9 protein-coding genes are annotated in these 13,137 nt (G+C 62.4%); 7 read left to right on the top strand and 2 right to left on the bottom strand.

From position 1 onward, the window contains the following. Positions 1–212 precede the first annotated feature (212 nt). The 6 genes from SOP95_RS21055 to SOP95_RS21030 all read left to right on the top strand — a co-directional run bounded on the left by SOP95_RS21055 (position 213) and on the right by SOP95_RS21030 (position 9,786). The gene (locus tag SOP95_RS21055; protein WP_323608176.1) at positions 213–2,117 is read left to right on the top strand and encodes a DUF1302 domain-containing protein; all 1,905 of its coding nucleotides are present in this window, start codon (positions 213–215) and stop codon (positions 2,115–2,117) included. Between the two features lie 35 nt (positions 2,118–2,152). Next, positions 2,153–3,511 carry a DUF1329 domain-containing protein gene (locus SOP95_RS21050; protein WP_274075320.1) on the top strand — a complete coding sequence of 453 codons (1,359 nt, stop codon included), beginning with the start codon at positions 2,153–2,155 and terminating at the stop codon, positions 3,509–3,511. Positions 3,512–3,606: 95 nt separating this feature from the next. Further along, positions 3,607–4,683, top strand: a complete 1,077-nt coding sequence (locus SOP95_RS21045; RefSeq protein WP_323608175.1) for a WD40/YVTN/BNR-like repeat-containing protein — start codon at positions 3,607–3,609, stop codon at positions 4,681–4,683. Positions 4,684–4,711: 28 nt separating this feature from the next. Beyond that, positions 4,712–7,219, top strand: a complete 2,508-nt coding sequence (locus tag SOP95_RS21040; protein ID WP_323608174.1) for an efflux RND transporter permease subunit — start codon at positions 4,712–4,714, stop codon at positions 7,217–7,219. Positions 7,220–7,256: 37 nt separating this feature from the next. Beyond that, the gene (locus SOP95_RS21035; RefSeq protein WP_323608172.1) at positions 7,257–9,035 is read left to right on the top strand and encodes an acyl-CoA dehydrogenase C-terminal domain-containing protein; all 1,779 of its coding nucleotides are present in this window, start codon (positions 7,257–7,259) and stop codon (positions 9,033–9,035) included. A 37-nt stretch (positions 9,036–9,072) separates the two neighbouring features. Then, complete coding sequence (locus SOP95_RS21030; RefSeq protein WP_323608171.1) at positions 9,073–9,786, top strand: NAD(P)H-dependent oxidoreductase; 714 nt, start codon at positions 9,073–9,075, stop codon at positions 9,784–9,786. 20 nt (positions 9,787–9,806) lie between these two features. Here SOP95_RS21030 and SOP95_RS21025 read toward each other — a convergent pair whose 3' ends face one another. Together SOP95_RS21025 and yghU are read right to left on the bottom strand one after the other, a co-directional pair. Then, positions 9,807–11,081, bottom strand: a complete 1,275-nt coding sequence (locus SOP95_RS21025) for a flavohemoglobin expression-modulating QEGLA motif protein (RefSeq protein ID WP_323608169.1) — start codon at positions 11,079–11,081, stop codon at positions 9,807–9,809. 88 nt (positions 11,082–11,169) lie between these two features. Beyond that, on the bottom strand, positions 11,170–12,009 hold the full coding sequence (gene yghU / locus SOP95_RS21020) for a glutathione-dependent disulfide-bond oxidoreductase (RefSeq protein ID WP_323608167.1): 840 nt from the start codon (positions 12,007–12,009) through the stop codon (positions 11,170–11,172). Between the two features lie 182 nt (positions 12,010–12,191). Here yghU and SOP95_RS21015 point away from each other — a divergent pair, with 182 nt between their 5' ends. Beyond that, a complete protein-coding gene (locus SOP95_RS21015) occupies positions 12,192–12,803 on the top strand; it encodes a dihydrofolate reductase family protein (protein ID WP_323608166.1) in 612 nt (203 codons plus the stop codon). The last annotated feature ends 334 nt before the right edge of the window (positions 12,804–13,137 follow it).

Raw genomic sequence — 13,137 nt, 5'->3', positions numbered from 1 at the left:
ACCGGCCGGCCTGACCGGTTTTAACGACCGCCTGTCCGGCGTCCCGAAATGTCAAACCCATGCCCCGGCAAGTCAATCCGGTTCACAGCGATTTTCTTAAAGTGAATTCCGGGATCAGCGCTAACCCACCCGTAGCACGACCCCAATTACCCGTCGTCAGCCGCCATGGCTGACCTCAAGCCACAACAAAAACAATAAAGGTGTATCACCCGATGAAGAGTCGCAATCTCCTGTCTGCGCGACGCCAATTGCTCGCCACGGCTATCCTGGCCTCGAGCCTGCCGGCTGCCCACGCTTTCGAGCTGGATACCGGTAGCGAGGACTGGTCGGTCCGTTTCGACAACACCGTCAAGTACAACTATGGCGTGCGGACGGAAAGTGCCGACACGCGCATCCTGGGTACGCCCAACAGTAACGACGGTGATTACAACTTCCGCAAATCCGGCACCAACATCACCAACCGTGTCGACCTGCTGACCGAGCTGGATGTGGTCTACCAGAACAAGGCCGGTTTTCGTGTCAGCACGGCGAGCTGGTACGACAAGGCATATGAAAATACCGGCTCGAACGCCAACCCGTTCCCCAATGGCAACGACGATTATTCTTCGATCGCCGGGTTTGGCGGTCGTCCAGGCGCGCCGGCCGTGTTTGGCAGCCCGCACCTGAGCAACTATGCCCAGCGCTACTACAACGGGCCGTCCGGTGAAGTGCTCGATGCCTTCGTGTTCTACAACACCCAGGTGGGCGACGATTCCCAGCTCAGTATCAAGGCTGGCCAGCACAACGTGTTCTGGGGCGAGACGGTACTCAGTCCGGTGCATTCGCTGAGCTATGGCCAGGCGTCCCTCGACCTGGCAAAGGCGGCCGCATCGCCCGGTACCGAAGCCAAGGAGATGTTCGTTCCACGCAACCAGATCTCCACGACCTTTACCCTCAACCCCGAACTGACCTTCGGCGCCCAGTATTTCCTGGATTGGGAAGGCGCGCGCTTGCCCGAGGCCGGGACCTTCTACAGTGGGTCCGACGTGGTGGGCTTCGGCGCTCAGTCATTCCTCCTGGGGCATACCGGCGGTGCGGGACTGGCGGGGCCGAACGGCACGCTGACCACCGTTCGACGCGGGCATGACTACACCCCGGACAACCGCGGGGACTGGGGCCTGATGCTCAAATGGTCGCCCGAGTGGCTGGACGGAACCCTGGCTGCCTACTATCGCAAGACTTCGGACATCCTCCCGCAAGCTGTTCTCGACACCCGAGGCTTGACCAGTGTCGGGGGAGTGGCGGGACTGCGCAACTCGATCGGCACGACCTCCTATGAATTCGCTTATGGCGATGACATCGACATCTACGGCCTGAGCCTGTCCAAGGAAGTGGGCGGGGTCAGTATCGGCAGTGACTTGAACATTCGCCACAACATGCCGCTGGCCAGCATTCCGGCAATCATCAGCGCCGCAGGGCCTGGCGGGTTGCAGGCCGGGCTTGGCTTGCTGCCGGCGCGTAATCCGGGTACCGGCGTGATCACCGATGTGCCACGCGACGGTGACAGCCTGGCCGCCACGGGCGACACACTGCACTGGACCATCAACGGCCTGGTCGCCATTGCCGACACGCCGCTGTTCGATTCAGCGACCCTGTTGGGCGAGCTGTATTACAGCAACCTGTTGAGCCTCGATAGCAAGAACAAGGCGCTCTACAAGGGCGAAGACACCTATCGCGGTGTCGACAAGCCGACCCGCGACAACTGGGGCATCGCCGTCAACTTCACGCCGACCTGGTACCAGGTGTTTCCCGGTGTGGACCTGAGCGCGCCAATGTCGGTCAACGTCGGTATCGACGGTGTTTCGCCTGTGGTAGCGGGCGGTGCGGAAGATGCCGGCAACTATGCGGTCGGAGTGAGCGCGGCCATCTACAACAAGTACTACGTCGACCTCAAGTACGTCGACGCCTTCGGCAAAACCACCGACTGCAACGACGGCGCCACCGATGGTGCGACCCCTAACGCCCTTGATGGCACGCAGCGGTACACCTGCTATGCGGGCGGTCTTGCCTCGGCCTCCGGTTCCGGTGCCACCGAGGACCGGGGCGCGGTTTACCTGACCCTGAAAACCACCTTCTGATTCACCCAGCCTCGCGAAAGCAGGAGAACAACAAGATGAAATTCGCCTATACCCTGATGGCCGCTTCTCTGGCCCTGGCCCTTGCCGGGCCTGCCCACGCCGCCGTCGATGCCTCTGAAGCCGCCAAACTGGGTAACCAGTTGACCCAGGTCGGCGCCGAAAAAGCCGGTAATGCCGACGGTTCCATTCCGGCCTATCAAGGTGGCCTGAGCACGCCCCCGGCCGGCTTCAAGGCGGGCGACAAATTGCGCCCGGACCCTTTCGCTGCCGAAAAGCCGCTGCTGGTGATCGACGGCAAGAACGTCGACCAGTACAAGGGCCAACTGACCGCGGTGACCGCCGAGCTGGCCAAACGTTATCCCAGCTTCAAAATCGAGGTGTTCCCGACCCACCGCACCGCCGCGTTGCCTAAAGGCGTGCTGGACAATACGGTAAAAAATGCCACGGCGGCACGCTCCACCGAAGGCGGCAATTCCATCGAAAACGCGCTGCCAGGCATTCCATTCCCGATCCCCAAGACCGGTGCCGAGGCGATCTGGAACCACTTGCTGCGTTATCAGGGCGTCAACCTGCAGACCAAGTACGACAACTGGAATGTCGACTCCGCCGGCGTCGCCAGCCTGGCCACCACCGGTATCGCCCAGATCAACTATGCCGCCTATGACGACCTGGCCAAACCGCTGGCCGCCGCAGACACCTATTACCAGATCAAGCTGGCCTTCACCGGTCCTGCCCGTCGTGCCGGCGAGGCTGTGTTGGTGCGCGATGCGGTCAATCCGCTGGAGCAACCGCGCCGTGGCTGGCAATACCTGCCGGGCCAGCGCCGCGTGAAGCTGGCGCCGAGCCTGGCCTACGACACGCCTAACCCGGGCAGCGCGGGCGCCTCGACCTGGGATGATTCCTTTGTGTTCAACGGTGCCCTGGACCGCTTCGACTGGAAGCTGGTCGGCAAGCAGGAAATGATCGTTCCGTACAACACTTACCGTGTGACCTATCAAAACGATCTGAAGCCGATGATGACCCCCAACCACTTGGCGCCCGAGTTCGTGCGCTGGGAAAAACACCGGGTGTGGGTGGTCGAGGCGACCCTCAAGCCAGGCGCCCGGCACATTTACGCCAAGCGCCGCTTCTACCTGGATGAGGACAGCTGGGTCGCCCTGGCATCCGACCAATACGACGCGAACGGCCAGCTCTACCGCGGCGTCTTCACCTTCCTCAGCCAAAGCTACGACCAGCAAGTGCCGGATGCCTCGCCTTACCTGAGCTATGACCTGGTCGGTGGCACGTACAGCGCCGTCGGCTTTCCAGGCCCCTACGGCGGCATCAAGTACAGCGAGGCGCTGAGCAAGACCCAGTGGTCTCCTGAATCGCTGGCGGGTTCCGGTATCCGCTGACAGCTTCGCCGCTACTGCCGATTGCTGATCGCGCAGTTTTTGCGCCGGGTCGTACCCAGGTACCACCCGGCGCCTTTTTGCCAAGAGGGCGCAACATGGGCTCCTGTAACAAGAAGATCGCGCCACGGGTGCTGGGGATGCTGCTGGTATTGCTGCAGGGCGGCGCGCAGGCATCATCCTACGTTGACGTGCTGGACCTGCCGGCGCAGTCGAGTGCGCTGGTGCAGCGCAGCCCCTTGCTCGGGGTGACCCAGGCAGGGCAGCGCCTGGTCACAGTGGGCCAGCGTGGCCATATCCTTTATTCAGATGACGCCGGCCTGCGCTGGCAGCAGGCCGACGTGCCGGTCAGCTCTGACCTCACGGCGGTGAGTTTCCCTTCGGCAACCCAGGGCTGGGCGGTCGGCAATGACGGCGTGGTGTTGCACAGCAGCGATGCCGGCGTCACCTGGACCCGGCAACTCGATGGCCGCCAGATCGGCGAGCTGATGCTCAAGCACTACAGCGCCCTGGCCAAGGCCGAGCCGCAGGTCGAGCAATGGGCCCTGTTGGCCGCCGACGGCCAGCGGCTGATGGAGGAGGGTGCCGACAAACCGCTGCTCGACGTCTGGTTCGCCAACGACAAGGTCGGCTATGTGGTCGGCGTGTTCAACGTGATCCTGCGCACCGAAGACGGCGGCCAGACCTGGACCCCATTCCAGGATCGTACCGACAACCCGCAAGGTTTCCACCTCAACGCCATCACCTCCACCGGCGATGCGCTGTACATCGCCGGCGAACAAGGCCTGCTGCTCAAATGGGATGACGCCCGCCAGCGTTTCATGGCACTGCAGACGCCTTATGAGGGCAGCTTTTTCGGTGTGGTCGGCCAGCCCGGCGAAGTACTCGCCTATGGCCTGCGCGGTCATGTATATCGCAGCGCCGATGGCGGGCTCAGCTGGACCCGACTCGACAATGACCTGAAGGTCAGCGTCACCGCTGCCACGCTGGACGTCGACGGCCGCTTCCGGCTGTTCACCCAGGCCGGGCACATGCTCATGAGCCGAGGGGGTAATGCCCCGCTGCAACTGATGCCGCAAGCCCGACAGTCACCGGTGGCCGGTGCCGCATTGGCCGTCAATGGTGCGCTGGTGCTGGTTGGCGGTCTTGGTGTGCGTACGCTGCCCGTCGAATAACGATAAGAACCAGAGTGAGTACCCAGACATGGGCAATTTGAAGCAAGACACCCTGCCGGTGATCCGCGAACTGCCGGACTTCGACCGGCGCTCCGGCAATCTGCTGGAACGGCTGGTGTTCAACCATCGACCGCTGTTCATGCTGCTCATGGCCCTGGCCACCGTGGTCCTGGGCTACATGGCCATGACCCGCCTGGAACTGCGCCCCAGCTTCGAAAAGATGATTCCGCAGAGCCAGCCCTACATCCAGAATTACCTGGAGAACCGCCAGTCGCTGCGCGGCCTGGGCAACTCGGTACGGGTGGTGGTGGAAAACACCCGGGGCGACATCTTCGATCCGCACTACCTGACGGTCCTCAAGCAGGTCAATGACGAGCTGTTTCTCATGCAGGGCGTCGACCGCGCCTGGATGAAATCGCTGTGGAGTTCGGCGGTGCGCTGGACCGAAGTCACCGAGCAAGGCTTCCAGGGCGGCCCGGTGATGCCTGACAGTTATCAGGGTTCTGCATCGGACATCGAGCAACTGCGCCAGAACATCAACCGTGCCGGCATCGTCGGCAGCCTGGTGGCCAGCGACTACAAGTCCAGCATGCTGATCGTGCCGCTGTTGGACAAGGCCACGGCCACCGGCCAGGGCATCAACTACCACGCCTTTTCCCGCCAGCTCGAAGAGCGCTTGCGCGACAGGATCGAGTTCGCCAGCGACGCCGTGCACAAGGCCGGGGAGGAGGGCAAAGGTCAATACAAGATCCGTGTGATCGGTTTCGCCAAATTGATGGGCGACCTGATCGACGGCCTGATCCAGGTGATGATGTTCTTCGGCCTGGCCGTGGTCACCTCGCTGCTGATCATCTACGCCTACACCCGTTGCGTGCGCAGCACCTTGCTGGTGGTCGGCTGCTCGCTGATCGCGGTGGTCTGGCAGTTGGGCATCGTCGCCTGGCTGGGTTATGCCATCGACCCGTATTCGGTGCTGGTACCGTTTTTGATCTTCGCCATCGGCGTGTCCCACGCGGCGCAGAAGATGAACGGGATCATGCAGGACATCGCCCGTGGCACGCATAAACTGATCGCCGCGCGCTATACGTTTCGCCGTCTGTTCATCGCTGGCGTCACCGCGTTGCTGGCCGATGCGGTGGGCTTCGCCGTGCTGATGCTGATCGACATTCCGGTGATCCAGGACCTGGCGATCACCGCCAGCATCGGTGTGGCGGTGCTGATTTTTACTTCCTTGCTGCTGATGCCGGTGGTGCTGTCCTATATCGGCGTCGGGCGCAAGGCGGCCGAGCGCGCGCTGAAAATCGACACCCGTGCCGCCGAACATCGTGGCTTCGGCAAGTTGTGGGACCTGCTCGATCGCTTCACCACCCGCAAGTGGGCCACTTGCACCGTGCTGGTCGCCGTGTTGCTGGGCATCGGCGGCTTCATGGTCAGCCTGCAACTGAAAATCGGCGACCTCGACAGCGGGGCACCGGAGTTGCGTGCCGACTCGCGCTACAACCGCGACAACGCCTACATCACCAGCCACTACGCACTATCCAGCGATCAGTTCGCGGTGATGATCAAGACCGCGCCGGAAGGCTGCCTGGACTACAAGACCCTGATCCTGGCCGACCGCCTGGCCTGGAAGCTGCAGCAGCACCCGGGGGTGCAGACCACCGTGTCACTGGTCAATGCCGTGCGCCAGATCACCGCCGGCACCTTTGAGGGCAACCCCAAGCTCAACAACATCCAGCGCAATCAAAACGTGCTGAACTACGCCGCGCAACAGGCCTCGGTCAACGCCCCGGAGCTGTTCAATACCGACTGCTCGCTGATGCCGGTGATCGCCTACCTCAAGGATCACAAGGCCGAGACCCTCGACGCCGTGGTGGCGATCGCCGAGCAGTTCGCCAGGGAAAACAGCAGCGAGGATCGCCAGTTCCTGTTGGCCGCCGGCAACGCCGGCATCGAAGCGGCCACCAACATCGTGGTGCGCGAGGCCAATCGCACCATGCTGCTCTATGTTTATCTGGCGGTGACGCTGTTCTGCCTGATCACCTTCCGCAGTTGGCGCGCCACGCTGGTGGCGCTGCTGCCGCTGGTGCTGACCTCGATTCTTTGCGAAGCCTTGATGGTGGCCATGGGCATCGGCGTGAAGGTGGCGACCTTGCCCGTGATTGCCCTGGGCGTAGGGATCGGGGTGGACTACGCCTTGTACCTGCTCAGCGTGCAACTGCAGTACCAGCGCCAGGGACTGTCGCTGTCCGAGGCCTATCGCAAGGCCGTGGCCTTCACCGGCCGGGTGGTCGGGCTGGTCGGTATCACCCTGGCCGCCGGCGTGGTGTGCTGGGTCTGGTCGCCAATCAAGTTCCAGGCCGACATGGGCATCCTGCTGACCTTCCTGTTCCTGTGGAACATGCTTGGGGCGCTGATCCTGATTCCGGCGCTGTCGTATTTCCTTTTGAACGGCGATCGGCGCCGCCAGGACGCGGGAGTCCAGGGTCAAGTCACCGGCCTCAAGCCTCACTACGATACGGGCACTTCCGAATCCTGAATCTGCATTGTCCAATTTTCAAGCGAGCGATTTCATCATGGCTGACTACAAAGCACCCCTGCGCGATATGCGTTTTGTTCTGAATGAAGTGTTCGAGGTTTCCAGGCTTTGGGCGCAACTGCCAGCCCTGGCCAATGTGGTGGACGAAGACACCGCCAGCACCATTCTCGAAGAAGCCGGCAAAGTCATCGCCGGCACCATTGCCCCGCTGAACCGCAGCGGCGATGAGCAAGGCTGCTCCTGGGCCGACGGCGCGGTGCAGACCCCCAAGGGCTTCCCCGAGGCCTACCAGACCTACGCCGCTGGCGGCTGGACCAGCGTCGGTGGCGACGAACGGTTCGGGGGCATGGGCATGCCCAAGGTGATTTGCGCCCAGGTCGAAGAAATGCTCAACTCGGCCAACCTGTCTTTCGGCCTGTATCCGATGCTGACCGCGGGCGCCTGCCTGTCGATCAACGCCCACGCCAGCGAAGAACTGAAGGCTGCGTACCTGCCGAACATGTATGCCGGTGTCTGGGCCGGTTCCATGTGCCTGACCGAGCCTCACGCCGGTACTGACCTGGGCATCATCCGCACCAGGGCCGAGCCGCAGGCCGATGGCAGCTACAAGGTCAGCGGCACCAAGATCTTCATCACTGGCGGTGAGCACGACCTCACTGAAAACATCATTCACCTGGTGTTGGCCAGGCTGCCGGATGCTCCGCCAGGACCCAAAGGCATTTCGCTGTTCCTGGTACCGAAATTCCTGGTCGATGCCAACGGTGCGTTGGGCGCGCGCAACAGCCTGTCCTGCGGCTCGATCGAGCACAAGATGGGCATCAAGGCCTCGGCCACCTGCGTGATGAATTTCGACGGCGCCACCGGCTACATCATCGATGCGCCGAACAAGGGCCTGGCAGCGATGTTCACCATGATGAACTACGAACGCCTGGGCGTCGGGATCCAGGGCCTGTCCCTCGGTGAACGCTCCTATCAGAACGCCGTCGAATACGCCCGCGACCGAATCCAGAGCCGGGCGCCAACCGGCCCGGCCGATCCGGACAAGCTCGCCGACCCGATCATCGTGCACCCGGACGTGCGTCGCATGTTGCTGACCATGAAAGCGTTGAACGAAGGCGGCCGCGCGTTCTCCAGCTACGTCGCCCTGCAACTCGATAGCGCAAAATTCAGCGAAGACGCCGCCACCCGCCAACGCGCGCAAGCACTGGTGGTCCTGCTGACGCCGGTGGCCAAGGCGTTCCTCACCGACATGGGGCTGGAAACCACGGTGCATGGACAGCAGATCTTCGGCGGTCATGGTTTTATCCGTGAATGGGGCCAGGAACAGCTGATCCGCGACTGCCGCATCACCCAGATCTACGAAGGCACCAATGGCATCCAGGCACTCGACCTGCTGGGTCGTAAAGTACTCGGCAGTGGCGGGGCGTACTACCACCTGTTCGCTGACGAAATTCGGCAATTTACCGCTTCGGTCGGCGCTGACCTGATGGAGTTCACCCAACCGCTGAACGACGCTGTGCAGACCCTCGACGAACTGACCGCATGGCTACTGGATCGGGCGGCATCCAACCCGAATGAAATCGGTGCGGCGTCAGTCGAGTACCTGCACGTATTGGGCTACACCGCTTACGCCTACATGTGGGCGCTGATGGCGCGTACCGCGTTGCAAAAGCAGGGCAAGGATGTTTTTTACCGGACCAAACTGGGAACTGCGCGCTTCTTCTTCGCTCGCCTGTTGCCTCGGGTCCACTCCCTGGCCGCTGCGGTCAGGGCCGGTAGCGAGAGCCTGTTCCTGCTCGATGCCGATCAATTCTGACGTGACGAACGCATCAACCCCATTTCAAGGAACCCCCATGAACGTTTTAATCGTGCATGCCCATCCCGAACCGAAATCCTTCACCGCGGCGCTGCGCGACCAGGCGGTCGAGACCTTGCAGGCGCAAGGGCATCAAGTCCGGGTATCCGACCTCTACGCGATGAACTGGAACCCGGTGGCCAGTGCCGAGGACTTCTGCGTCAGGGAGAATCCCGAATACCTGGTCTACGCCCTCGAGCAACGACGCAACAGCAAGGAGCAGACCCTCGCCGCCGATATCCAGCAGGAGCTGGACAAACTGTTGTGGGCGGACCTGCTGATCCTCAATTTCCCGATCTACTGGTTCTCCACGCCGGCGATTCTCAAGGGCTGGATTGACCGGGTGCTGGTATCCGGCATCTGCTACGGCGGCAAGCGCTTCTATGATCAAGGCGGCCTGAGCGGCAAGAAAGCCCTGGTGACGGTGACCCTGGGCGGGCGTGAACACATGTTCGGCGAGGAAGCCATCCATGGTCCCCTGGAAGACATGTTGCGCCCGCTGTTGCGCGGGACGCTGGCCTATGTCGGGCTGGAGGTGCTACGGCCTTTTGTCGGTTGGCACGTGCCGTACATCAGCGCTGAAGACCGACAGGCATTTTTGCTCAGCTATCGCCAGCGCCTGGAAAATATCGAAGCGGATGAGCCCATCCAATACCCACGCTTGAGTCAGTTCGATGATCGGCTGTATCCGCTTCAACCCGTTACCATGTGATGCCTTGACTTGCAGATTCACTAGGCGCTGGCATCGGCTTCATGCTCATCGGCGAAGGCCATTAGCACGTCCAGATCAAGGACATCCAGCTTGATCCGCGAGATAAACGCCGAGAACGCCAGGTTGGCGGCGAGCAGGCGCAGGTCGCGGGCCCAGGCCGGCACATGGACCGGTGCCTGGAGCCAGCCGGACTCGAACAGCGGGGCCAGGCGTACGGTGTCCCCCAGGCTCAGGCGCCCGGCGAACAGATAGCCGACCAGCTCCGGCCGGTTGTCACGGATGGCGATGCGCAGCAAGGTGTGCACGCCGAGCAGACCGGTCAGGTAGGCCGCGTCCTTGGTGAACGCCGAACCGCCGCGCAGGTCGGCGCCGCGAAATACCCGCTGGGTCGAACGGAAGGACTCTTCCTGGGTCTGGCCGGCAGCGAGAAAACCTTCGAACACCTGGATGAAATCGGCACCATCGAGCGCCTGTTGCACCGCGAGCACGCGCAAGGCCAGGCGACGCAGGCGGTTGATGTCCATGCTGCCGGTGAACAGCTCGGCCAGGGTGGCGATGCCTTCCTGGGTCTGGGTGGTACGCGGCGCGCCCAGGCCAAGGCTCTTGAGGTTCGATTGCAGCGCGCCGTTCTGCGCCGTGGCCACATGCACGAACGCCTCGTGCTGCAACAGCTGGTTCTTGTCCAGTTCGGAAAACAGCGCGCTGGCCCGCAGGCGAATGCGGCTCGCGCCGGCGATGGCCTTGGCCGCCAAGGTCGGATCGAGCAGCACGGTGATCCGGCCGGGGCCGAAGAAGCGGTCCAGTTCCGGCTGCATCCAGGCCGCGAAGGCTTCGGCCGGTATCTCCGCCGGGCTCGGCGGGATCCGCGCACCGCCAATAAGGGCGTCGGTGGTGTTGAGGAAGAAGTTCGCCGCGTCCAGCATGCTCAGGTTCAGATTCGGGTAGGAGAAGTCCGGGCGCCGGTACAGCGCCGACGAATACTGAGTGAAGGCGGGCGTGCCAATGGCACCGAGCATGTGCCCGGCCGTGGCATAACTGCGCGCAGTCATGGCCAGGTGGCGCCCGGCCGGATGGCCCACATCGCAGCGGTCGATAAAGCCTTCGAGCGCGTCAATGTCGGCGCTGTGATCACGCGGTTGCAGTTGGACCCTGGGCAACTCGGGCTGCCCGGCGCGCCAACTCGCCAGGAACGCTTCCTCGACCCCATCCGGCCAGGACAGGGCGTCCAGCACGCGAATCTTGCGCACAAGGCCAGGCAGGGCGGCATCGAGTTCGGACAGGGGCAGGCTGCTCACGAAGATCTCCTCAGGAAAAGAAGCTCAATCGTAGAAGCTTAGCCGGTGTCGAGACGTCACGGGGCAGGGCTGAAACCAACTACGGTCTTCAGCCCAAATCTTGCGCCTGATGCCGCTCAGGCACCTGCGTCGCCTCATCCCCCCACGTCCGATTGACCCGCTGACCACGAATGACCGCCGGCCGCTTGGCGATTTCTTCCGCCCAGCGCTGCACGTGGGTGTATTGGTGGGCCGATAGAAACTCGGCCGCCGAGTACACGTTGTCGCGCACCAACTGGCCGTACCAGGGCCAGACCGCGATGTCGGCGATGGTGTAGTGGTCACCGGCCAGGTAGGGACTCTCGGCAAGACGACGGTCGAGGACGTCCAGCTGACGTTTGGTCTCCATGGTGAAGCGGTTGATCGGGTATTCGAATTTCTCCGGCGCGTAGGCGTAGAAATGCCCGAAGCCGCCGCCCAGGTAGGGGGCCGAACCCATTTGCCAGAACAGCCAGTTAAGGGTTTCGGTGCGTCCAGCGAGGTCGGTGGGCAGGAAGGCGCCGAACTTTTCCGCGAGGAAAAGCAGGATCGAACCGGATTCGAACACGCGGATCGGCGGCTCGGCGCTGCGGTCCAGCAGTGCCGGTATCTTCGAATTCGGGTTGATCTCGACGAAGCCGCTGGAAAACTGATCGCCCTCGCCGATGCGGATCAGCCAGGCGTCGTACTCGGCACCGACATGCCCAAGCGCCAACAGCTCCTCGAGCATGATGGTCACCTTCACGCCATTGGGCGTGGCCAGCGAATACAGCTGCAACGGATGCTTGCCGGTTGGCAGCGTCTTGTCATGGGTCGGGCCGGCAACCGGGCGGTTGATGCTGGCGAACTGACCGCCAGACGGCGCGTTGTGTTTCCAGACCTTGGGCGGAACATAAGACGCTTTGCTCACGAGATGGACCCCATTGTTTGTAGTGATGACATTGACCGCTTGTGATCGCGTTGGGGTAAAACAGTATGTCGCGCAAGCAATACGAGCAACTGCTGTCGATTTCGCAGAGTCCCGTTCGACTATGGGTCAGGGAATGCATTGGGGTCGATGTTCCCTGAACGAGGACTAATCAGGAGAAAAACATGCGCAAACTCATCGTTGCCGTTTTCATCAGCCTCGACGGCGTTATTCAAGCACCCGGCGGGCCGGATGAAGACACCAGCGGCGAATTTCGTTTCGGTGGCTGGATAGTGCCTTATTCGGACGAGAGCTCTGGCCAGGCTATTAAGGACCTGTTCTCACAGCCATTCGAGTTGCTGCTGGGACGTCGCACCTACGACATCTTCGCGGCCTACTGGCCACGGATAAACGGCGGGGCACACAACTACATCGCTGACCTGTTCAACACGGTGCCCAAGCACGTGGCCACCCATCGCCCCGATACGCTGGATTGGCACAACAGTCATGCACTGCAGGGCAACCTCGTCGACGCCATACGCGCGCTCAAGCAACAGGACGGCGCCCACCTGTTGACCCAGGGCAGCGCCGAGCTGGTGCACCAATTACTGGCAGCCGGATTGGTGGACGAGCTTCGGCTGATGACTTTCCCCGTCGTCCTCGGGCACGGCAAGCGCCTGTTCGACGACAAGGCGCAAGCCTCGGCGTTCACGCTGGAGCATTCGACCTGCACCCCTGGGGGTGTGTTGATCGGCCGTTACGTGCGCAGTGGCGAGGTGCGCACGGGATCGTTCTGATCCCGTACCTGGGCGCAAAGACACTCCAGGAAGCTTTTGCAAACCGTTGACAGGTAGGGAGCCGGCTCGCTGCTGTGGGGTAGGGCTCGAAGTACCACCGGACTGCGCGCAGCCTTTGGTGGCCCGCGCAGGTTCACGCGACAAGGAAGAACTGATGCTGCCGGGCGGTCATGTCAGCCTGGTGGCGGGGCCGGCCGCAGTCAAGCGGATGTGGCCCAAGCTTGATCAATGGTTGGGCGGGCGATCCGTTTGATCTTGTAAATACTCTGTTCCCGGTCAAGCTTTCAGCAGGTGTATTCGCGGCTGTACCCGATCCACTGTGGGAGCCAGCCTG

This window comes from Pseudomonas sp. YuFO8 (assembly GCF_035065025.1).
GTDB lineage: Bacteria > Pseudomonadota > Gammaproteobacteria > Pseudomonadales > Pseudomonadaceae > Aquipseudomonas > Aquipseudomonas putida_AE.
This window is presented reverse-complemented; position numbering and strand designations above follow the sequence as displayed.